Here is a 22,348-nt window from a genome sequence, read left to right as displayed (position 1 = left end):
TAGGCTGAAAGTGACGCCAGGAGGATGAACGAAGTGGCCGAGGTCGATGCGCCCGAGAAGCGGGTGGAGCAACTCGAGCGGGTGGTCATCCGGTTTGCGGGTGACTCTGGCGACGGGATGCAACTGACGGGGGACCGATTCACCTCGGAAGCCGCACAGCTCGGCAATGACATATCCACCTTGCCGAACTTCCCCGCCGAGATCCGCGCGCCCGCGGGGACGCTGCCGGGAGTGTCCAGCTTCCAGGTGCACTTCGCGGACTACGACATTCTCACGCCGGGCGATGCGCCGAACGTGCTGGTGGCGATGAACCCCGCGGCGCTCAAGGCGAACCTGGCCGATCTGCCGGCCGGCGCGGACATCATCGTGAACACCGACGAGTTCACCCGGCGCAACCTGGCCAAGGTCGGGTACGCCGCGAGCCCGCTGGAGGACGACTCGCTGGCCGGCTACGCGGTGCACCCGGTGGCGCTGACGTCCATGACGGTGGCCGCGCTGGCGGACACGGGTGTGGCCAAGAAGGACGCCGAGCGCGCGAAGAACATGTTCGCTCTCGGGCTGCTCTCCTGGATGTACTCCCGGCCGTACGAGTCGACCCTGCGCTTCCTGGAGCAGAAGTTCGCCAAGCGCCCGGAGCTGGTCGCGGCCAACACGGCGGCCTTCCGGGCGGGCTGGAACTTCGGCGAGACCACCGAGGACTTCGCCGTCCGATACGAGGTGAAGCCCGCCCGGATGCGGCCGGGCACCTATCGCAACATCACCGGAAACGCCGCGCTGGCCCTCGGGGTAGTGGCCGCCGGGGTGCGCTCGGGGCTCCCGGTGTTCCTCGGCGCGTACCCGATCACGCCGGCTTCGGACGTGCTGCACGAGCTGTCCAAGCACAAGCGCTTCGGGATCACCACGATGCAGGCCGAGGACGAGATCGCCGCGGTCGGCGCCGCGCTGGGCGCGTCCTACGGCGGCGCGTTGGGCGTCACCACCACGTCCGGTCCGGGTGTCGCGCTGAAGAGCGAGACCATCTCGCTGGCGGTGGCGCTGGAGCTGCCGCTGGTGGTGATCGACGTGCAGCGCGCCGGCCCGTCCACCGGCATGCCGACGAAGACCGAACAGGCCGACCTGAACCTCGCCCTGTACGGCCGGCACGGTGAGGCGCCGGTCGCGGTGATCGCGCCCCGCTCGCCCTCGGACTGCTTCCACGCCGCGATCGAGGCGGCGCGCATCGCGCTCACCTATCGCACGCCGGTGATCCTGTTGTCGGACAACTACGTGGCCAACGGCTCGGAGCCGTGGCTGCTGCCCGACGTGACCGAACTTCCGGACCTGCACGTGCCGTTCGCGGACGCGCCGAACGGCGAGGACGGCCGGTTCCTGCCCTACCTGCGGGACCCGCAGACGCTCGCCCGGCCGTGGGCCGTTCCCGGTACGCCGGGGCTGGAACACCGCATCGGCGGCCTGGAGAAGGCGGACAAGACCGGCGACATCTCGTACGACCCGGCGAACCACGACTTCATGGTGCGCATCCGGGCGGAACGCATCGCGGCCATCCCGGTGCCCGACATCGAGGTCGAGGACCCGGACGACAACGCGAGAGTGCTGGTGCTGGGCTGGGGGTCCACGTACGGGCCGATCGGCGCCGCGTGCCGTGCCCTGCGGCAGCGGAGCCTGCCGATCGCCCAGGCGCACCTGCGTCACCTCAATCCGATGCCCGCGAACCTCGGCGCGGTGCTGGCCGCGTACGACAAGGTGGTCATCCCGGAGATGAACCTGGGCCAGCTCGCGCGCGAGATCCGCGCCCGGTACCTGATCGACGCGATTCCCTTCAACCAGGTCAGCGGCCTGCCGTTCACGGCCGCGACGCTGGAGAACATGCTTGAGGACGTGGTGAAGAATGGCTAGCCCGGCGATCCCCGCGGGCCGCACCCCGCTGAAGCTCACCGCCAAGGACTTCAAGTCCGACCAGGAGGTCCGCTGGTGCCCCGGCTGCGGTGACTACGCGATCCTTGCCGCCGTCCAGCAGTTCATGCCGGAGTTGGGCATTCCCCGGGAGAACATCGTGTTCGTCTCGGGGATCGGCTGCTCCTCGCGATTCCCGTACTACATGAACACCTACGGCATGCACTCCATCCACGGACGCGCCCCGGCGATCGCCACCGGCCTGTCGTCGTCCCGCCCGGACCTGTCGGTCTGGGTGGTCACCGGCGACGGCGACGCGCTGTCCATCGGCGGCAACCATCTCATCCACGCCCTGCGCCGCAACGTGAACGTGAAGATCCTGCTGTTCAACAACCGGATCTACGGCCTGACCAAGGGGCAGTACTCCCCCACCTCAGAGATCGGCAAGATCACCAAGTCCACGCCGGCCGGGTCCGCGGACTCCCCCTTCAACCCGCTGTCCCTGGCCCTGGGCGCGGAGGCGAGCTTCGTGGCACGCACCATCGACTCGGATCGCAAGCACCTGCAGTCGGTGCTGCGTGCCGCGGCCGAGCACCACGGGTCGGCGTTCGTGGAGATCTACCAGAATTGCAACATCTTCAACGACGGGGCCTTCGAGCTGCTCAAGGACGCGTCCAGCCGGGACGATCACCTGATCCGTCTGGAGCAGGGGCAGCCCATCACGTTCGGTGCGGACGGCCGCTACTCCGTCGTACACCCGGAGGGAAGTTTCGGCCTGCAGGTCCGCGAGGGCGGCGAGGCCATCGTGCACGACGCGACGGTGGACGACCCGGCGTACGCGTTCGCGCTCTCCCGGCTCTCCGGGTCGGATCTGAGCACCACGCCGATCGGCGTGTTCCGGAACGTGCCGCGGCCGACCTACGACGAGATCGTGCAGAAGCAGCTCCTCGATGCGCGGGCGCAGGCCACCGGCACTCCCGACGAGATGCTGTCCGGCCTGCTGAACACCGGCGACACCTGGACCATCCTGTAGCACCGCGCGCCCGGTGTGGGCTACGAGACGGGCACGCCGGGCACCGTGGCCTCCTCGTCACGGATATAGATCATCATGTCGCCGGTCTCGATGGTGACCACCTGCTCGCCGCCGAGCGGCATGACCTTGCCGCGGCGGATCAGCGCCACCACCAGCGTCTGCAGGTCCCGCGGGTTCCGGCCGACCTCGGCGCGCTCCGCGGAACGCATGGCCAGCGCCATCCCCTGGCCCGGGGTGAGCAGGTCCTCCACGACGTCGATCAGCGGCGGCGTGGTGGTCGTCAACCCGAGCAGCCGGCCGGCCGTCGACGACGACACGATCACGTGATGGGCACCGCTCTGCTTCAGCAACGCGGCGTTCTCCTGCTCGCGGACCGCCGCGATGATCCGGACCTGGCCGGCGGTCAGTTGCCGCACGGTCAGCGTGATCAGCACGGACGCCTCGTCGCTGTCGGTCGCGATGATTACCGACTTGCAGTTCTTCACGTCAGCCTCGTTGAGCACCGACGAACGGGTCGCGTTGCCCTCGATGGCCGCGAGGCCGTTCGCCGCCGCCTGCCGCAGCGCCGCCTCCCGGTTCTCCACGATCACGATGCGGGACTTGTCGTACCCGGTCTCCAGCAGCGCGCTGACCGCGGCGCGCCCCTTCGTGCCGTACCCGCAGATGATGATGTGGTCCTTCAATTTCCGCCTCCACCGGCTCACACGCAGGGTGTTGCGATACTGATCGGTGAGCACCTCAAGAGTGGTCCCGACCAGGATGATCAGGAAGAGCACGCGCGCGGGCGTGATGAACAGGATGTTCACCAGGCGCGCGGCAGGCGTGAACGGGGTGATGTCGCCATAGCCGGTGGTGGACAGCGACACCACAGCGTAATAGAAGCAGTCGAGCAACGAGAGGCCGTCGGCGTTGACATCGCGATAGCCGTCCCGATCCAAATAGATCACCAGGACGGTCACCATGACGAGGACGACCGCGAGCACGAGCCGGATGGCCAGCGCGCGCAACGGACCCTGACGGACCAGGGGAAGGTGTATCACTGAACGCCCACCTGCACGCCATCACGATAGCGGGCGGGTCCGGCGCCGTTCGTCAGGACGTCACTCATGGCCGTACGCCACACTACCCGCGGGTAAGTTGAGTCACCGTTCCATAAAAAGACATCGACACGGTTGTATGAGGCAAGGTCGTATGCCGAGACTGGCCTTCCGAGCGCCCCCACCCGGGGGCCCGCTCCGCTGGAGGTCCCCCCATGAAACGGCTCGTCCGCCGTACCGTCGTCTCCCTCGCCGCTGTCCTGGCCGTCCTGGCCCCGGCCAGCGGTGCGTCGGCCGCGGCCAGCAAGGCTTCCGTGCTGTCCAACTGGACCCAGACCGCGGCGTCCAGCTACGACCAGTGGAACGCCGCCCGGCTCGACCGGACGCCCTGGGCGTCCTACGGCTTCGACTGGTCCACCGACTACTGCTCGGCCAGCCCGGACAACCCGCTCGGATTCGACTTCACGCTGGCCTGCTGGCGGCACGACTTCGGGTACCGCAACTACAAGGACATGGGCACCTTCTCGGCCAACAAGTCCCGCCTGGACTCGGCGTTCTACGCCGACCTCAAGCGCAAGTGCGCCACCTACAGCGCCGTCGTCCAGCCCGCGTGCTACAGCCTGGCGTGGACGTACTACGAAGCGGTGCACATCTTCGGCTCGCTGACCGCGGTGCAGCAGAAGGACATCGACCGCGCCGCCCAGATGAAGCGCCAGGCGGTCGCCGCCAACCGCTGACCCGATCGCCCACGACCGCGCCCGGTATGTCCGCCGGGCGCGGTCTCGCGTCTGCGGCACCCGCCGGACGTGCTCGCGGCTCGGCGACCCGCGCCGGGTGGTGCGCGGGCGGGTGGTCACCGCACCGTCTGCGCGAGTCGCACGAAGCCCCGCTCCAAATCGGGATGTTCTACCGCGAGCGCCATGGCAACAATCCGATCGAAGCCGGTCTCGGCGCCGTCGGCGCATGCCGCGTCGAACGCCGCGTCGCCCAGCGTGGCGCGGAGCCGGACCCGCAGCTCCGCCCAGTACGAGCCGAAGGACGCCACACGGCGCACCCCGGTCACGGTTTCCGCACCACCGAAGAGCACCGCCGCGGTGACCGGATCGTCGCCGAGGGCGCAGCGCGCGGCCACCGCCGCCACTGCGTCGGCGGCGGCGCCCCGGAATCCGTGCCGCAGCCGCGAGCGCAGCGCCACCACCAGATGGTCGTGCGCCGCCACCAGGTCGCCGCGACGCAACGCGACCATGCCCAGCATCCAGTCGACGGCGCGCCGTCCGCGGTCCTCGGGCCGGGCCGTCTCCAGCAGGCGGGCGCCGCCGAGCAGGTCCGCGGCCTCGTCGAGGGCGCCGCGCCGCCACAGCGACTCGGCCAGCAGAAGGACCGCGGGTAGCGCCGCTTCCGGCACGCCCGCCCGGCCGGCGCGTGCGATCACTCCATGGCACACCTGCTCGGCCTCGGACGACGCGCCGCCCCCGATCCCGGTGAGGCGCCGACCGGCGATCGCGCGGATCAGCAGGTCGGGGTCCTTCGCCTCACGTGCCGCCGCCTCCGCCTCGACCAGCGCCGCGTAACGCTCCTCGCGGTCGTCGGCGAGCCCGGCGCGCACCAGGTGCACGGCCGCCAGGTCGTCCGGCGCCACCTCCACGTGGCCGAGCCGACGATGCAGCCGGGCCAACAGACCGCGGCCACGCCGGGTGCCGCCGTTCTCCCGCCACCAGACGTCGAGCGCCTGCACCAAGCGCAGCCCGGAGCGTACGTCCCCGCCCTCCGCGGACCAGCGCAACGCCTGCTCCCACTCGTCCACATGGGGGGCGAATTCGGTCAGTGCGAGCGTCTGCGAGTGCCCGTCGGACGGATTCGCGAGGCGATCGAGGCTGCGGACCGCCCAGGCGAGGTGGTGGTCCCGCGCGGCGACCTCCTGGCCGGACGCGGCAAGCCTGCCGGTGGCATAGCTGCGGACCTGCGCGGACATTCCGTAACGCGGCCCGGCGAGCACGTCGACCAGCGACTTGTCGGCAAGTTCGGACAGCGCCGTCACGGCACCGTCGTGGCACCACTCGGCGACCTCCAGGTCGACCGGGCCGGCGAAGACCGCGAGGCTGTGCAGCATCCACGTGGCCGCCGTGCTGAGTGTCCGATAGGACCAGTCGATGTTCCGGGTCAGGCTGTCGTGGCGCCGGCTCGCATCGAGCGTCACGTCGGCGGACCGGCTCGGGTCCAGGGCGGCCAGCGGATCGTCGAGGCGGCCCGCGAGCTGCGCCGCCGAGAGCAGGCGCAGCCGCCCGGCGGCCAGCTCAATCGCCAGGGGGGATCCGTCGAGCCGCGACGCCACCCGGGCCAGATCCGGCAACTCGTCCGCGACATATCGCGGATGCCCGCGGTGCGCGCCGATCACTCGGCCACCACGTGCGGCCACCGTGCGCTCGCTGAGGAGCGCAAACGCGTCGGCGGGGGCGAGTGGCGGGATGCGCCAGAGCACTTCACCCGGCACGCCGAGCGGCTGGCGGCCGGTGGTGAGCACGTCCATCTGCGAGCAGTCGGCGAGCAACCGGCGCACCAGCCGGGCCACCGCGAACGGCGCGGCTTCGCAGGTCTCCAGCACGACCAGCATCCGCTGCCCGGCACACTGCTCGATCACTGTGTCCAACGCCGGCCGGCCCGGCTCCCGCCGCAGGCCGAGGGCGTCCATCATGGCGGTCGGCAACCCCGGCGGATCACGCACGTCGGCCACATCGACCGTCCAGACACCATGCGCGTACGCGCTCAGCAGCCGCCGCGCCACGGCCAGTGCCAGCCTGCTCTTGCCCGACCCACCCGGCCCGGAGACCGTGACCAGCCGATGGTCGGCGATCAGGCTTCGCAGCTCGGCCGATTCCGGACGCCGGCCGATGAAGGACGTGACGTCGGCGGGCAGATTGTGCCGTGGGGCACGTCGCGTCCGCGGCGACGGGAAGTGCCGGTCCAGCCCCTCGGCCACCACCTGGAACAGTTGCTCCACATCGTCGAAGCCGCGCAACAGATGCGGGCCGAGATCGATCAGGCCGACCCCGGACATCACCTCGGTCGTGGCCCCAGCCTCGGCAGGTGCGGGACGCGGCGCGGGCACCTGCTCGGTGGCGGCGCGCATGCTGGCCCGCGAGCACAGCACCTGACCACCGTGGGCGGCCGCGGCGACCCGGGCGGCACGATGGACCTCGGCGCTCGCATATTCTCCGGCGACCGGAACCGCCCAACCCGTGTGCAGCCCCATCCGCACCAGCGGCCGGGCCTGCTGGCTCGGCCAGTCGTGGGCGGCCAGTCCGCGCTGCGCGGCCACACAGGCGGCGAAGGCGGAACGCGCGTCACGAAACGCCACGAAAAAGGAGTCACCCTCGGTGAACAGCTCCACACCGCCGTACTGACACAGCACCCGCCTCACCACCGCCCGGTGAGCACCCAGCACCTCCCCGTATCGGTCGCCGAGCATCCGGGCAAGACGCGTCGAGCCCTCGATATCGGTGAACATGAAAGTCACCTGGCCGCTTGGCAGCTCGATCGCCCCCGGCACGCTGGGTACCTCCGCCCCCTCGGAAAGTCGAGTCATTTCCGGTCGCTCCGCAACTGGTCATCACGTCACGGGACGGCCATGGCCGCGCCGCATCGCTCACTGTCCGCCACGTGGCCTGACGGTAAAGCATTGACGCCTACGCACGGCCGTACGCGTGACGTAACGACATGGTTCATCGCGGGTTGCGCGACGGGCGGCGACAGTTGCCGGACCGGTCAGGTCTACCCGATAGGTGTCACCAACCGCGACGACTGGTGTCTGCGCGACTGCCGAGAGTGGTCAGCAACCGCAGGCGCCTCCACAGCAACCGCCGCCTCGGGGAACGTCCGGAACGGGAGCAGAGGCGGTGGCGCCTGCACGCCCCGTGACGGCGACGGTGGACAGCAGCTTCACCGTGTCGGCGTGGCCCTGCGGGCAGGAGGCCGGCGCACCGGCATCGCGCATCGAACGGCTCACCTCGAAGGTGGCGCCGCACGCACGGCACCGATAGTCATATCGCGGCATGCGCACAGCCTAGTCCGGTGTCCACAATCGTCGGCGGTGTCGCCGGGCCGCGGATACGACATATGCGGCACGCCCGCCAACCACCCGAACGGGTACTGTCGGGCACGTGGCGGAGGGGCAGGAGAATCCATCGCGGAACGACGATTCCGCTCGCGCGCAGCCGGGCGACGCCGAGGCCCCGGCAACGCCTGCGGCGAAGGACGACGCGGCACGCGTCGCCGCCGAGTCGGCCGACAAGACCAGCAAGCCGGCAGGCAAGACCAGCAAGCCGGCAGGTAAGACCAGCAAGTCGGCCGACCGGGCGAGCGAACCGGCGGGCAAACCCGCGTCGGCGGTGGGCGACATCCGGCCCCCCGCGCCGGCCAACGCGGACGGGTCAGCCGGCAAGGACGAACCAGCCGGACCAGACAAGCCGGACAGCAAGAATAAGCCCGACAGCAAGGACCTCTCAGACAAAAAAGATAAGCTAGGCGTACCGGAAAAAGCGGCCGTGGTCGCCGTGCGCAATTCCTCCGGACGGTGGGTGACCAAGGCGCTTCGCCACGCCAACCCGGTCCGCGCCGCGCGCAGCGCCGGGCGCACCACCTCGGCCTGGGCCAAACGCCCGACCGGACGCTTGCTGGTCCCGGTGATCGTGGCGGTGCTCCTGGTCGTCGGGGCCGCGACCGCCGGAGCCTACGTGGTGCCGGCCGCCATGGAATCCCCGCCGCCGCCCAGCGCGACTCCCGAGTTCGGCGCCGAGGCTTCGCAGCAAGCGCCCAGCGGCGCCGCGGCACCGCCGACCGTGTCCGCCCCGGCGGCGCCCCCGTCGCTGCCCGGCGTCCCCGCTTCGGCACCGGCGGCGACCGGCGGGCGGCCCGCCGACGCGCTTGCCGGCTGGGCGCAAACCGTCGGCACCAAGTCCGGCATCCCGGTGGTAGCCGTGCAGGCGTATGGCTACGCCGAGAGAGTGCTGGCCCACACCACTCCGAGCTGCCACCTCAGTTGGACCACGATCGCCGCCATCGGCAAGGTCGAATCGGGACACGGCAGCACCGGCGGCGCCGTACTCGGCGCGGACGGCGTCGTCCAGCCGACCATTCTCAGCCTGCCGTTGAACGGCAAGGGGGGACGCGAACTCATCCGCGACACCGACCAGGGCACCCTGGACGGCGACACCACCTATGACCGCGCGGTCGGGCCGCTGCAGTTCATCCCCCAGACGTGGAAGACCGTGGCGGTCGACGCGGACAACAGCGGTACGGCCGACCCGAACGACATCGACGACGCGTCGCTGGCCGCCGCCGATTACCTCTGCCAAGGAGGGCGCGATCTGGCGAAGGCGGACGCCTGGTGGGATGCCATCCTCTCGTACAACGCCGTCAGCCCGTACGCGCAGAAGGTCTTCGACGCGGCCGACGAGTACGGTCGGCTCAGCCGATCGTGACCGGGGTGCGGCATGGCGGCGACGGATCGACTCCGCGCAAGACCCAAACACTCAGAGTGATCTGGTGAGCATATTTCCGTGTAGGGACCTTCCCTGAAAGTCGACTTCCCGGCAAGCTGTACGGGTGAGGGTGCGTGAATGGGATCCCCGGGCGGCTTCGCCGGGGGAGATCCGATCGCTCGTCCAGACGCTCAACGCAGCGCTGGCCGTGGATCTCCCGGAAGATCCACCATGGCGAGAGGTCCAGGTCAGTGATTATCTGGCCGAGACGATGCCAGGCGAGCGCCGGATCAGCTGGGTGGCCGAGGACGACCGACTGGCCGAGGGCGAGAGCCAGATCTTCGGGCATGTGAGCATCCTGCTGCTCGGCGACATCGGCGTCCTGGAGGTGCTGGTGCACCCGAACCTGCGCCGCCGCGGTCTGGGCCGGCAACTGGTCGCGATGGCCACCAAGCGGGCCTACCTGGAAGGCTTCTCCTCGATCGGCGTCGAGGCGATCGGTGGCACCCCCGCCATCGCCTTCTATGAGGCGATGGGCTTCGAGCGAGAATTCGTGGAGACTCGCAGCGTCCTCACGCTGTCGCAGGTAGATTGGCCGGAGCTGGCCCGGATGGCCGACAGCATCGGTGTCGGATATCGGGTCGAATATCATCCGGGCGGCCCCTCCGACGAGCTCCTTGAGGCGTACGCGCAGGCAAAGCTCGACGCGCAACGCGACGACAGCGACCTGGACCTGGCACCGCGCTCGTCAGACCCGCAACGGCTGCGCGAGAGCCTGGACACCCTGCACCGACGCGGCCTCAGGCCCTATATCGTGCTGGCCATCCACGATGCGACAGGCGCCGTTGCCGGCCTGACCGAGGTGGTCGTGCCAGCCCAACACCCGGAGCGTGCGGACCAGTACGACACGATCGTCGTGCGTGAGCATCGCGGTTACGGCATCGACCGCGCGATCAAGGCGCGGATGCTCTTCGAGTTGCGTGCGGCCGAACCCGCGGTGCGACAGGTGCAGACCTGGAACGCCCAGCACAACGAGTCGATGCTGAAGGTCAACGCCGAGTTGGGGTACGAGTCCGACCGCGACTGGTACGAGTACGGCGCGGACGTCGCCCAACTCGTGCAGAGCATGGAGCCTTAGGCCGCGTCACCGACAAACGGCACCGACCGGGAGGCTGGTGCGGCTAGAGGCGTTCGCGCAGCAGGTGAGCAGCCTCCGCCGCCCAGTAGGTGAGGGTCATCTGGGCCCCGGCGCGCTTGATCGACGTCAGGCTCTCCAGGATGACCCGGTCACGATCGATCCAGCCGTTCGCGGCCGCAGCCTCGACCATGGCGTACTCGCCGGAGACCTGATAGGCGGCGACCGGGACATCCACGCGCTCGCGAACCGCGCGCACCACGTCCAGGTAGGGCAACGCCGGCTTCACCATCACGATGTCGGCACCCTCGGCCACATCAAGGTCCACCTCGCGCAGCGCCTCCCGCGCATTGCCCGGATCCTGCTGATAGGTGCGACGGTCACCCTGCAACGTGGACTCGACCGCTTCCCGGAACGGGCCGTAGAACGCGCTGGCGTACTTCGCGGCGTATGCCAGCACCGAGACGTCCTGATGCCCCGCGCGGTCGAGGGCCTCGCGGACCACGCCGATCTGCCCGTCCATCATCCCGGACGGGCCGACCATGTGTGCGCCCGCTTCGGCCTGTGCGACGCCCATCTGAGCGTACGACTCCAGCGTGCGGTCGTTGTCCACGGCGCCGTCCGCGGTCAGCACGCCGCAGTGGCCGTGCGAGGTGAACTCGTCCAAACAGAGGTCGCTCATCACGACCGTGGAGTCACCGACCTCCGCGATCACGTCACGGATCGCGGCGTTCAAAATGCCGTCCGGGTCGATCCCGGCCGACCCGGTTTCGTCCTTGGCGGACTGCTCCGGGACCCCGAAGAGCATCAGCCCACCGACACCCGCCCGCACCGCGTCGTGTGCCGCCTTGCGCAGGCTCTCACGCGTGTGCTGAAGGACACCGGGCAGCGAACTGATCGGCCGCGGCTCGGTGAGACCCTGCTTGACGAACAGGGGCAGGATCAGCTCGGCCGGCGCAACCCGGGTCTCCTCGACCAGGCGGCGCAGCGCGGCGGTGCGCCGCAGCCGGCGCGGGCGGATGTCGGGGTACGTCATGAGGGGCTCCTCGGACGAAGTCGGCGAAACCGGACCTTAACTCAGCGGAATCGCAGAGCCGTCGGCCCTTGCACCTTGGATCCGCGGCGCTGCTTGGCCGGCATGGTGGCGAGTTTCTCGCGCAGCTCGACGGCGTACTCGGCGAGTGACTCCACCAGATCGGGCACGGACGCGTGCGGCGGCTGGACGTCGACCCGCAACCCGAACTCGGAAGCGGTCTCCGAGGTCTTCGGGCCGATCACCGCGACGACCGTACGGGCGTGCGGCTTGCCGGCGATGCCGACCAGGTTGCGCACGGTCGAGGACGAGGTGAAGAGGACGGCGTCGAAACCGCCGCTCTTGATGGCGTCACGGATCTCGGCGGGCGGCGGGGCGGCGCGCACGGTGCGGTACGCGGTGACGTCATCGACCTCCCAGCCACGCTCGATGAGGCCGGCCGCGAGCGTTTCGGTGGCGATGTCGGCGCGCGGGAGCAGCACCCGCCCGACCGGGTCGAGCACCTCGTCGTGCGGTGAGAACTCGGCGAGCAGGCCCTCGCTGGACTGCTCTCCGGACGGTACGAGCTCGGGCTGGATGCCGAAGGCGCGCACCGCGTCGGCGGTGGCGTCGCCGATGCAGGCGATCTTGACGCCGCCGAAATGACGGGCGTCCAGACCGTGCTCGGCGAACTTCTCCCACACCGCGCGGACCGCGTTCACCGAGGTGAAGACCACCCAGGCGTACCGTCCGTCGACGAGTCCCTTCACCGCGCGCTCCATCTGCGCGGGGGTGCGCGGCGGCTCCACGGCGATGGTCGGCACCTCACACGGGATGGCCCCGTAGGCGCGCAGCCGGGCGCTCATCGCGCCGGCCTGCTCCTTGGTGCGCGGGACGAGAACCTTCCAGCCGTACAGCGGACGGTTCTCCCACCAGCTCAACTTGTCACGCTGGGCGACCTCGGCACCGACGGTGAGCACGACTCGACCGGTGAAGCCGAGCGCCGCCGCGACGAAACTGTCCACGGTGGACGTGGTCGTGTACTGGGTCTCGCCGGTGCCGTCGCCGGTCACCGCCACGGTCACCCCGGGCTCGACGCCCGCCGCGAGCAGCCCGTCGCGCACCGCGGCGAGGTCACCGGCATCGACGGCGACCGCGAACGAGCCCTTCAGCACGGCGGCGGCCAGCGCTTCGAAGTCCAGCGCCGCGACATCGTCCACGTCGGCAGCGATGCGGACTCCGGGCAGGGGCACTCCGGCGTACGTGGAAACGCCCTCGGCCTGGCCGAGGCCGGGCACGACCTCGAAGCGCACCGCGGTGCGTGCCACCGCCTGCGCTTCCTTGATCACCGCCTCGTGGCCGAACGGGTCTCCGGCAACGAGGTGCACCGCGGAAAGCCCGGACCGGGCCGCGGACAGCAGCACGTTGGCGACGTCGCCCGGCGCGCCCTCGGCGAGGCTGAATTGGGCCTCCTCCTTGACCTCGGCCCGGACGGCAGCCAATAGCTGTTCCGGCACACCGCGGTCGTACACCACCTGGTCGGCGTCGATGAGGGCGTCGTGTGCCCGGCGGGTCAGCAGGCCGGGGTCTCCCGGTCCGGCACCGACGAACGCGATGCGTCCAACGGGCTTGCGGGTGGTGCGGGTGGTCATTCTCTGCTCCCCATCAGGGTGTCAGCGCCGGCGTCGAGGAGATCGGCGGCGAGCGCCTTTCCGATCTCCGCTGCGTCGGCGGGCGTACCGGTGCGCGACAGGCGGACGGCTCGGGCTCCGTCCGGGCTGATCACCGCACCGCGCAGGTGGATCCGTTCGCCGGATTCGCCGTCGATGGCTGATCCGGCGTGCGCGCCTGCGTCGAGGCGAGCGTATGCCGCGACCGGGGCGGAGCACCCGGCCTCAAGCGTGGCGAGCACCGCCCGTTCCGCCGTGACGGCGGCACGGGACGGTGCGTGGTCGAGTGCGGCCAACAGCTCGACCAGGTCTGCGTCGTCGGACCGGCACTCCACTGCCAGCGCACCCTGAGCGGGCGCGGGCAGCATGAGCTCCGGATCCAACGTCTGTGTGATCTCGGCGGCCCGACCGAGACGCACCACGCCGGCGCGAGCCAGGACAACCGCGTCGAGGTCGGCCTGCGGGCCGAGCACCCGGCCGATGCGGCTGTCCACGTTCCCGCGGATCGGCGTGACCTGCAACTCTAGGCCCAAAGCATGCAGTTGCGCGATTCGGCGCACCGCGCCCGTCCCGATCGTGGCGCCGGAGCCCAGGTCGCGCAGCGCGCGACCACCACGAGTGACCAGTGCGTCACGCGGGTCTTCGCGCTCCGGGACGGCGGCGATGTGCAGGCCGGGGTGTTCCCCGGTGGGCAGGTCCTTGTAGGAGTGCACCGCGAAGTCGATCTCCCCGGCGAGCAGCGCGTCCCGCAACGCCGAGACGAAGACGCCCACACCGAGCTGAGCGACCGGCGCGGCCGACCGGTCACCCGCGGTGACGACTCGGACGAGTTCCACCGGGCGTCCGGTCGCGGCGGTCAGCGCGTCGGCGGTGAACTGGGATTGGGCCAGCGCCAGCGCGCTGCCGCGGGTGCCCAGGCGCAGCGCGGCGGTCACCGTGCATCCCCGATCTCGGGCACGGCGGCGACCTGCGTGGCGTGCGGAACGTCGAGGTCGAACAGCTCGCGCAGGAGGGCGGCGTACTGGTCGCCGCCGGGTTCCGCGGCTAGCTGACGCACCCGTACGGTCGGCGAGTGCAGCAGTTGCTGCACCACCCGGTGCAGGGTGCGCGCCACGTCGGCGCGTTGGTCCTCGGTGAGCTCCGGACGGCGGCCGGTGAGTTTACGCAGCTCCGCGGCGACCAGTTCGTCGGCGCGGGTGCGCAGGGCCGCCACCGTGGGAGCGATGTCGGCGCCGCGCAGCCAGGCCAGAAAGTGGTCGACCTCGGCCGTCACGATCTGGTCGACGGCGGCGGTCTCGGCCGCGGCCGGAGCAGCCCGGTGGCCGGCGGCCAGGGCGTCGATGTCGATCACGGTGATCCCGTCCAGGCGGGTGGCGTCCGGGGCCACGTCGCGTGGCACGGCGAGGTCGAGCACGACCAACGGCCGCGTCCGCTCCAAGCGCTCGCGCGTGAGTACGGGGCGGGTCGAGGCGGTGGCCGACACCACCAGGTCGACCTCGCCCAGGACCTGATCGAGTTCGGCGAAGGGCACGGCCACCGCCCCGTACGCCTCGGCAAGCCGGTGGGCGCGGTCGGCGCTGCGGTTCGTGATGCGCAACGGGCCGACGCCGGCGCGGGTGAGTGTCGCGACCGACAGCGCGCCCATCGCCCCGGCACCGATGACCAGCGCGGAACGCCCCTCGATCGGCCCGAGATGCCCGTTGGCCATGTCCAGCGCCGCGCTGACCACGCTCTGTCCGGCCCGGTCGATGCCGGTCTCGGCGTGCGCCCGCTTGCCCACTCGCAATGCCTGCTGCATGAGCTCGTGCAGCAGCCGGCCTGCGGTGTCCGACTCGGTGGCGCGGTGGTAGGCGTCCCGGAGCTGCCCGAGGATCTGCGCCTCGCCGACAACCATCGAGTCCAGCCCGACGGACACCCGGAACGCGTGCCGCACGGCCGCCTCGTCGTAGTGCACGTAGAGGTGGCCGGCGAGTTCGCTGGCCCCGATGCCGGAGTACTCGGCCAACACGTTGCAGACGTCGCCGAGCCCGCCGTGGAAGCCGGTGACCGCGGCGTAGACCTCGACCCGGTTGCACGTGGACAGCACCACGGCCTCGCCCACGAACGGCTGCGCAACCAGCCGTTGCAGCAGGGCGGACATCTCGGACTCCGGGATCGCGAGACGCTCCAGGGTGCCGACGTCGGCGGTGCGGTACGAGGCTCCGACGCTGAGAAGGTTCACGATCCGACTGCCTCCTGATTGCCGGCGGCAGACCGTCCGCCGGGCAGCGCGGTCAGCGACGCCTTGCGGTGCTCGTGGAACGACAGGATCTGCAGCTCGATGGCCAGGTCGACCTTGCGGACGTCGACGTTGGCGGGAACGGTCAGCACGCATGGCGCGAAGTTGAGGATGCTTGTCACCCCGGCGGCGACCAGGTCGTCGGCCACCGCCTGAGCGGCGCTGGCGGGGGTGGCGATGACGCCGATGGCCAGCGACTCCTCGGCTGCGACGCGGCCCAGTTCATCGATGTGGCGCACGGTCAGCCCATTGATCTTCTCGCCGATGCGGGCCGGGTCGGCGTCGAACAGGGCGACGATCCGGAAGCCGCGGCTGGCGAAGCCGTCGTAGCCGGCCAGCGCGTGCCCGAGATTACCCACGCCCACCAGGCAGACCGCTCGCCGCTGATCGAGACCGAGGATGTATTCGATCTGATCGATCAGTAGGGCCACGTCGTAGCCCACCCCGCGGGTGCCGTACGACCCGAGGTGGGACAGATCCTTGCGAAGCTTCGCCGAGTTGACCCCGGCGGCCGTGGCCAGCCCCTCGCTGGAGATGGTGTCCGAGCCCGACTCGCTGAGGTAGTGCAGGGCACGGAGGTACTCCGGGAGCCGGGCGATGGTCGCCTCCGGAAGATCCGGAAAGGCGGGGACCGCACCGGTGCTACCGGGTGTGCTGCCGTGACGTTGCTGGCTCATCTGACTCCGTGCCGACGAGGCGGACCTGCGGTGAGCCCTGCCGAATGTGGTGTACCGATGACGCCTGCACAGTCCGGCTGTGGTAGCGGGCTCGTCGGAACCACAGCCTAGGCGCTTGTGAAGGCCTGCACAAATCGCGATCTTGAGTGGAGACCTGGACAAAGATCGACTCGACGTGCTACCTGGCACTCGACCCATCGCGAGTATGCCCCGTTTCGTGACCCGCCTGCCAACCCCGACGGATTTCGAACCGGATGGATCGGGCGACCGGTGTCCGCGTCACGACACCGGCCGATGCCTACACCTGCTGCGCCCGCTGCACGGCCTCGACCAGGGTGTCGGCCACCGGAAGCCCGGACTCGCGCAACCGGGCCGCATCGGTGAACCCGCCCGTGTAGAGCACCACCTCGGCACCGACCGAACGGGCCGCCACCGCGTCGTCCAGCGAGTCGCCGATCAGCACCGTCCGGTCCCCGGCGATCTCCAGCCGGTCCAGGTGCCGGGCGAGATGGCCGGCCTTCAGGTCACCGCCGACCTCGGCTCGCAGCCCGTCCACGCGACTGAACGAGCCGGTCAGCCCGTACGTCTCGATGGCCGGCACCAACTCGTCGTGGAACCACATGGAGAGCAGGGACTGGGTGCCGGGCCATGCCTTGATCGCTTCCTTCGCATCCCCGGCGAGCGAAGCCGTGGTGAGTCCCAGCCGGTATGCCTCGTGGAAGATCCGGTCCAGCCGGCTGAACTCCTCCGCATCCACCGCCCGGTCCAAGACGTCGGCGTAGTACTCGGCGATCGGACGCCGGAACGAGCGCCGGTGCTCCTCGGCATCGACCGCGCGCCCACCGACCGAGTCGAACGCCAGATTGGTCGAGGAGACCACCAGCGTCAGGTCGTCGAGAAGGGTGCCGTTCCAGTCCCAGACAAGGTGCGTTCTCCCCACGGGTGACTAAGTTACCGCCGCGGCTCCCCCGGCCGTCGAGCGAGATCCCGTCGCAGCCGGTCCTCCTCCACCCGCCAGTACCCGTGCTCGGCGCCGTCCAGCAGAAGCACCGGGACCCGGTCGCCGTAATCGCGCTGCAGGTCAACCGTGGAGTCCACGTCCACCCGGCGCCACGCGCCGGGGACGATCCGGTCCAGGTCACGCTCGGCCACCTCACACAGGTGACAGCCGTCGCGGCTGATCAAGGTCAGGCGGATCTCGCTCACGAGCGGTGAGTCTCGCACACGTCGCCCGTACGGAGGTGGCCGCACAACGGGTCCGCCTCCTGTCCCAGGCTGCAATCCATCCTGTCATGCGCACCCGATGTCGTGTCTGCACCACTACGGGATAATTTCTCCCGCCGCACACCGTGTGCGACCTCACGTGCCATTCGGCCGTGATACTTCCCAGCTGTGTAACGGACCCCACACCCCCGGGTGAGGTTGCCCCTAATTTTCGCGGGCGCTTCACCCCTTTTGTTATGAGGACATCCTCTCTTCCCGAGGAGGCCGCCGTGTCGCTTGAAGCACGTATTTGTCCGGGATTATGGGCTCCGGAACCGCGGTCCGCGCGGGCGCACCGGTTCGAGGAGGCGCAGTGAGTCATGCGCACGCCTCAGGACCCACATTCGACCCTCAGCATGGGCTCCCGCGGAGAGGGGGCTCGCTGGCACGTGCGATGGACAGCACGGTGATGCGCGCCATCCGCGGTGACAATCCCCGACAGACCCGGAACCGCCCGCACACCAACGAGGTGCCCGGCCATCGCCTGCCGGCCACCGGCAACACCAAGCATGTGGGCGGACGGGTGGCGGCACCCGGCCGACCGACCATGCCCGCACAGCCCGGCCCCGGCCGGCGTCCCGGCGAGACCACCGACGGTGAGACCACCGTCGTCGTACCCACGCAGAGCACCACCGGACCGCCACGCGAGACCGAACCGCCCAAATACCCGGCACGCCCGGATCCCTCCGACGCTGCGGCCGAGGTGTGGGCCCTGGTGGAACGCGCCCAGGCCGGCGACGCGGAAGCCTTCGGCAAGATCTATGACCGGTACGTCGACACGGTGTTCCGGTTCGTGTATTTCCGAGTCGGCAACCGGCAGCTCGCCGAAGACCTCACGTCGGACACCTTCCTGCGTGCGCTCAAGCGCATCGGCAGCTTCACCTGGCAGGGGCGCGACCTGGGCGCGTGGCTCGTCACCATCGCGCGCAACCTCGTCGCGGACCACTTCAAGTCCGGCCGATACCGCCTTGAGGTGACCACCGGCGACGTGCTGGACGCCGACCGCGAGGCGCGCGGCCCGGAGGGAAGCCCGGAGTCGTCGGTGGTCGACCACATCACCAACGTGGCCCTGCTGACCGCGGTCAAACAGCTCAACCCGGAACAGCAGGAATGCATCGTGCTGCGATTCCTGCAGGGCTTCTCGGTGGCCGAGACGGCACAGACCATGGGCAAGAACGAGGGCGCGATCAAGGCGCTGCAGTATCGCGCGGTACGTGCCCTGGCCCGCCTCCTGCCCGAAGGTTTCCAGTGGTGAGCCCGCCATACCACATGTCGACGACCGTAACCGTTTGCCACTCTCATCCGTTTGTCTGGATGCGACCCACGAGGGAACGAGTGCCTACTCGATCTTCTGTCGCGCCCGCCGGCACCGCCGCCGGCGTAGCCATCACCAGCGAAGGGAGGTGCCCGCGGTGAGTCTTGCTTTCCGGGACCGGCGGAGCGCCGAGCGCTTCGCGGAGCTCCTCGAGGCGACCGGCGAGCCACTCCGGCGTACCGGCCACGACCGGCCGGGCGATGACCGGCTCGCCGAACTCGTCGCCGTCGGCCAGAGCCTCTCCGCGGTCCAGCCCGAAGCGCGCGTGGACCCCGAGTTCCGCGTGGGTCTGCGCGCCATGTTGCTGGCCACTGCCGAGCGCGACGGCATCGGCCAGACCACCGCCGACCACACCGAACCGGCCACGCCGGCCACCGAGCCGTCGCGTGGCGTGCTCGGGCGACTGTCCGGGCGGCGCATCCGCACCCGCGGCCTCATCGTCGTCGGTGTGGCGGCCGGCGCCATGGCGGTCTCCGGCATCTCCGCCGCCAGCGAGAACGCCTACCCCGGTGACACTCTCTACGGGGTCAAGCGATCCACCGAGAAGGCGCAGTTGGCGATGGCCGGCTCGGATGTCACGCGCGGTCAGTTGTCCCTGGACTTCGCGAAGACCCGCCTCGCCGAGGCGGTGACGATGCACGGCGGATCCGCTGCGCTGCGCCGGGTGCTGGACGACATGGACGACGACACCCGCCAGGGCGTCAAGCTGCTCACCATGTCGGCGGTCGCCCGCCGGGACGCGTCGGTGCTCAACACCGTCGACCAGTTCGTGGCCGGTCAGCTACGGACCTTCCGGCCGGCGCTGGACCGCCTGGAAACCATCGACGGGGAACGCACCGCGGAGTCCATCGGTCTGCTGGACGACATCCGGCACCGTACCGAAGCCCTGCGATCCGGGCTGGCGTGCGACACCGTGGCCTCGGCCGGAGCCGACTCCCTGGGACCCGTGCTGCGCCCGTGCGCGGACGGAGCCGGCGACGAGTCGATCGGCGAAGCGCCCGGCAGCGCCGGTGCGGCGGCGGAGTCCACAGCGACGGGGGCCACCGAAAATGCCGAGCAACACACCAAGATGCCGGCGACGGGCACAGTGAGCGAGGGCGACGCATCGAACGGCGGCACGGCAACGGGCGGCACGGCGAATGGTGGCGCTGGGAACCCGGCGACGGAGTCGGCTGCTCGGTCGGGCGGCGGCGCCTCCTCCGGCGTCCACGGCGCGACTCCGGGGCTCACCCCGACCACCACCATGACGACCACGCCGTCGACGGGCACGCCGGCCGAGGGCGACGGTCAGGCGGAGGACAGCCTGCTGGGCAAGCTCCTCGGCGGGGTCGGCTGACCAGCCGAGCCGGGCCCCGCGAACATGGCGAGGGGCGGTGCCGGGTATCACCCGGGGCCGCCCCTCAACTGCACTATACGGACCGCACGGCGTCGCCACCATCGATCAAACGCCATCGATCGATGATGCGGCGCCGGCATCACGGCCCGAACGGGTCGGGCCGCTTCTCCAGCAACGCGTACAGCGTCGTCTGAATCGTCTCCCGCACCTGGTCGGCCAGGTTGTAGACGACCATCGGGTCGTCCGCGAACTCGGTGAGATGCCCGGTCGGGATCGGCGGACAGAACTGGATCAGCCACTTGCTGGGCAGCGGCACCAAGCCGAGCGGCCCGAGCCACGGGAACGTGGGCGTCACCGGGAAGTAGGGCATGCCCAGCAAACGGGCCAGCGGCTTCAGGTCCGCCAGCATGGGATAGATCTCCTCGGCGCCGACGATCGCCACCGGAATGATCGGGGTGCCGGTGCGCAGGGCCGCCGACACGAACCCGCCACGACCGAAGCGCTGCAGCTTGTACCGGTCGGCGTACTTCTTGCCGATGCCCTTGAAGCCCTCCGGGAACACGCCGACCAGCTCACCGGAGCTCATCAAGCGTTCGGCATCCGGATTGCAGGCCACCGTGGCACCGGCCTTGCGGGCCAGTTCGGAGAGCACCGGCACGCGGAAAACCAGGTCGGCGCCCAGCAGCCGGAGGAAACGTTCCCGCGGATGGCGGTCGCGCAGGGCCACGGACAGCATCACGGCGTCCAGGGCCAGGGTGCCGGAATGGTTGCCCACCATGAGTCCGCCACCGCTGTCCGGCACATGCTCGATGCCGTGCACCTCGGTGCGGAACCAGTCGCGGTAGAGCACGCGCAGCATCGGATAGAACACCGAGTCGGTCAGATCCGAGTCGAAGCCGAAATCGTCCACCTCGTACGCGCCGGCCAGCCGCCGCCGCAGGAAAGCGAGCCCGCCGGCGATCCGCTCGTCCCACACGTCGACGGCGTCTCGCCGCGGGGCGGAGCCGGTGGCGTGCGGCACCGGCGGCACCCCGTTGACCCGGCGGGGTGGTCCCTCCGCGGGAAGTTGGAATTCGGCGTGACCGGGCATCGCCGAGCGGTACTCCTCCTGGCTCACGCGTGTTCACCGCCCACCGACGCGCGCACCTTCCGGATGCCGTCCAGGATGGCGCGTTCCGCCGCGGCCAGGCGGTCCGCGGTCAACGAGGAGCCGTTGGCGTGCCCGGTGATGAAGTCCTGAAAGGCTTCCGCCGTGGTGCGCGGAGCAAAGCCGAACTCGCGCACCAGCCTGGTGGTGTCCACCACGCGCCCGTGCACGAACAGGTCGAGCTGGTCGAGGCCGATCTGGCCGACGCCCGCGTGCCGTGCCACCGCGGCGGTCGCCGACAGCGTGCCCTCCAGCAGCGGCAACGCGATGCGCCCGGCCCGGCGAACCGCCTGCGAGAGGGTGAGCACGCCGGCTCCGGCCACGTTGAAGGTGCCCGGATGGTCTGCCACCACCGAGCGGTGCAGCACTTCCAGCGCGTCGTCGACATGCACGAACTGCAGCCGGGCGTCACGGCCCCACACGGTGGGCACCAGGGGCTGCGCGAAGTACCGGGTCAGCGAGGTGTCCGCGGTCGAGCTGATCAACGGGGCGAACCGCAGCACCGTGGCGATCACCTCGGGACGGCGTCGGCGGAAGCCGCGCACATATCCCTCGATGTCCAGGATGTCGCGGGCGAAGGCGCCGCGCGGCACCGCCCGTGGCTCGGTGTCCTCGGTGAACACGGCCGGATCACGGAACGAGGCACCGTACGCCGCGGTGGACGAGCGCACCACCAGCTTGCGTAGCCGCGGCGCGGCCTGAGCGGCGGCGATCAGTTGCATGGTGCCGATGACGTTCTGTTCCTTCATCGCCGCGCGCCCGCCGTGCTGCGGATCGGGCGCGCCGGTCACCGCGAGGTGCACGACCGCTTCGGCACCCAGTTCCGCGATCGCCGCGGAGGCGGCACGCGCGTCGGCACGCACCAGTTCGACGCCGCCCAGCAGGCCGGCGAGGGTCGGCGGCGGTTCCAGCGGATCCAGACCGACGACGCGTTCGACGCGCTCATCGGCGGCGAGCCGCGCGGCCACCCGGGCACCGAGGAATCGGCTGACGCCGGTGACAACGACGACCCGCGGCGGCGCCGCGGGATGGGAGGTCACCACGGTCGCGCCCTTCGAAACGAGGCGGTGGAGAG

General features: G+C 70.4%; 19 protein-coding genes. 7 read left to right on the top strand and 12 right to left on the bottom strand.

Going from position 1 to position 22,348, the window contains the following annotated elements:
• The first annotated feature begins 33 nt into the window (after positions 1–33).
• Complete coding sequence (locus IEY73_RS08440) at positions 34–1,896, top strand: 2-oxoacid:acceptor oxidoreductase subunit alpha (protein WP_268240426.1); 1,863 nt, start codon at positions 34–36, stop codon at positions 1,894–1,896.
• Entirely contained in the window at positions 1,889–2,926 is a 1,038-nt protein-coding gene (locus IEY73_RS08435) for a 2-oxoacid:ferredoxin oxidoreductase subunit beta (RefSeq protein WP_189078533.1), read from the top strand. The genes IEY73_RS08440 and IEY73_RS08435 overlap by 8 nt, the downstream gene beginning before the upstream one ends.
• A 20-nt stretch (positions 2,927–2,946) precedes the next feature.
• Here the strand turns inward: IEY73_RS08435 and IEY73_RS08430 are convergent, their stop codons facing one another.
• Positions 2,947–3,966, bottom strand: a complete 1,020-nt coding sequence (locus tag IEY73_RS08430) for a potassium channel family protein (protein WP_189078532.1) — start codon at positions 3,964–3,966, stop codon at positions 2,947–2,949.
• 212 nt (positions 3,967–4,178) lie between these two features.
• Here IEY73_RS08430 and IEY73_RS08425 point away from each other — a divergent pair, with 212 nt between their 5' ends.
• Positions 4,179–4,700, top strand: coding sequence for a phospholipase (locus IEY73_RS08425; protein ID WP_189078531.1), 522 nt, complete (start codon positions 4,179–4,181; stop codon positions 4,698–4,700).
• A 116-nt stretch (positions 4,701–4,816) separates the two neighbouring features.
• Here the strand turns inward: IEY73_RS08425 and IEY73_RS08420 are convergent, their stop codons facing one another.
• Together IEY73_RS08420 and IEY73_RS08415 are read right to left on the bottom strand one after the other, a co-directional pair.
• A complete protein-coding gene (locus IEY73_RS08420; protein WP_229715674.1) occupies positions 4,817–7,468 on the bottom strand; it encodes an adenylate/guanylate cyclase domain-containing protein in 2,652 nt (883 codons plus the stop codon).
• 321 nt (positions 7,469–7,789) lie between these two features.
• Positions 7,790–8,014, bottom strand: a complete 225-nt coding sequence (locus IEY73_RS08415; protein WP_189078530.1) for an FmdB family zinc ribbon protein — start codon at positions 8,012–8,014, stop codon at positions 7,790–7,792.
• Positions 8,015–8,120: 106 nt separating this feature from the next.
• Between IEY73_RS08415 and IEY73_RS08410 the strand changes: the two genes are divergently transcribed.
• Positions 8,121–9,440, top strand: coding sequence for a lytic transglycosylase domain-containing protein (locus tag IEY73_RS08410; RefSeq protein WP_189078529.1), 1,320 nt, complete (start codon positions 8,121–8,123; stop codon positions 9,438–9,440).
• A 124-nt stretch (positions 9,441–9,564) separates the two neighbouring features.
• The gene (locus IEY73_RS08405) at positions 9,565–10,578 is read left to right on the top strand and encodes a GNAT family N-acetyltransferase (RefSeq protein WP_189078528.1); all 1,014 of its coding nucleotides are present in this window, start codon (positions 9,565–9,567) and stop codon (positions 10,576–10,578) included.
• Positions 10,579–10,621: 43 nt separating this feature from the next.
• Here the strand turns inward: IEY73_RS08405 and hemB are convergent, their stop codons facing one another.
• The 7 genes from hemB to IEY73_RS08370 form a co-directional block, all read right to left on the bottom strand.
• Complete coding sequence (hemB, locus tag IEY73_RS08400; protein ID WP_189078527.1) at positions 10,622–11,611, bottom strand: porphobilinogen synthase; 990 nt, start codon at positions 11,609–11,611, stop codon at positions 10,622–10,624.
• A gap of 41 nt (positions 11,612–11,652) precedes the next feature.
• The gene (locus tag IEY73_RS08395) at positions 11,653–13,239 is read right to left on the bottom strand and encodes a bifunctional uroporphyrinogen-III C-methyltransferase/uroporphyrinogen-III synthase (protein ID WP_189078526.1); all 1,587 of its coding nucleotides are present in this window, start codon (positions 13,237–13,239) and stop codon (positions 11,653–11,655) included.
• Complete coding sequence (gene hemC / locus IEY73_RS08390; protein ID WP_189078525.1) at positions 13,236–14,192, bottom strand: hydroxymethylbilane synthase; 957 nt, start codon at positions 14,190–14,192, stop codon at positions 13,236–13,238. The genes IEY73_RS08395 and hemC overlap by 4 nt, the downstream gene beginning before the upstream one ends.
• A complete protein-coding gene (locus IEY73_RS08385) occupies positions 14,189–15,478 on the bottom strand; it encodes a glutamyl-tRNA reductase (protein WP_189078524.1) in 1,290 nt (429 codons plus the stop codon). Before IEY73_RS08385 ends, hemC begins: the two co-directional genes overlap by 4 nt.
• Positions 15,475–16,212: a redox-sensing transcriptional repressor Rex gene (locus tag IEY73_RS08380; RefSeq protein ID WP_189078523.1), complete on the bottom strand. Its 738-nt coding sequence runs from the start codon at positions 16,210–16,212 to the stop codon at positions 15,475–15,477. The genes IEY73_RS08385 and IEY73_RS08380 overlap by 4 nt, the downstream gene beginning before the upstream one ends.
• Positions 16,213–16,510: 298 nt before the next feature.
• Positions 16,511–17,152 (bottom strand): HAD family hydrolase, encoded by a 642-nt coding sequence (locus IEY73_RS08375; protein ID WP_189078522.1) that lies wholly within the window; start codon positions 17,150–17,152, stop codon positions 16,511–16,513.
• 11 nt (positions 17,153–17,163) lie between these two features.
• The gene (locus IEY73_RS08370) at positions 17,164–17,418 is read right to left on the bottom strand and encodes a glutaredoxin family protein (protein ID WP_189078521.1); all 255 of its coding nucleotides are present in this window, start codon (positions 17,416–17,418) and stop codon (positions 17,164–17,166) included.
• Between the two features lie 451 nt (positions 17,419–17,869).
• On the opposite strand from IEY73_RS08370, the gene IEY73_RS08365 reads away from it, so the two are divergent.
• Positions 17,870–18,730, top strand: a complete 861-nt coding sequence (locus IEY73_RS08365; RefSeq protein ID WP_189078520.1) for an ECF subfamily RNA polymerase sigma factor, BldN family — start codon at positions 17,870–17,872, stop codon at positions 18,728–18,730.
• A gap of 157 nt (positions 18,731–18,887) precedes the next feature.
• The gene (locus IEY73_RS08360; RefSeq protein WP_229715673.1) at positions 18,888–20,126 is read left to right on the top strand and encodes a DUF5667 domain-containing protein; all 1,239 of its coding nucleotides are present in this window, start codon (positions 18,888–18,890) and stop codon (positions 20,124–20,126) included.
• A 139-nt stretch (positions 20,127–20,265) separates the two neighbouring features.
• On the opposite strand, the gene IEY73_RS08355 is transcribed toward IEY73_RS08360, so the two are convergent.
• Both IEY73_RS08355 and IEY73_RS08350 read right to left on the bottom strand, forming a co-directional pair.
• On the bottom strand, positions 20,266–21,243 hold the full coding sequence (locus IEY73_RS08355; RefSeq protein WP_189078519.1) for a lysophospholipid acyltransferase family protein: 978 nt from the start codon (positions 21,241–21,243) through the stop codon (positions 20,266–20,268).
• A complete protein-coding gene (locus IEY73_RS08350) occupies positions 21,240–22,316 on the bottom strand; it encodes an NAD-dependent epimerase/dehydratase family protein (protein ID WP_189078518.1) in 1,077 nt (358 codons plus the stop codon). Before IEY73_RS08350 ends, IEY73_RS08355 begins: the two co-directional genes overlap by 4 nt.
• Between the last annotated feature and the right edge of the window lie 32 nt (positions 22,317–22,348).

This window comes from Mangrovihabitans endophyticus, from assembly GCF_014646155.1.
Lineage (GTDB): Bacteria > Actinomycetota > Actinomycetes > Mycobacteriales > Micromonosporaceae > Actinoplanes > Actinoplanes endophyticus.
Note: the sequence above shows the minus strand (reverse complement) of the source record. Positions and strands in the feature narration are given on the sequence as shown.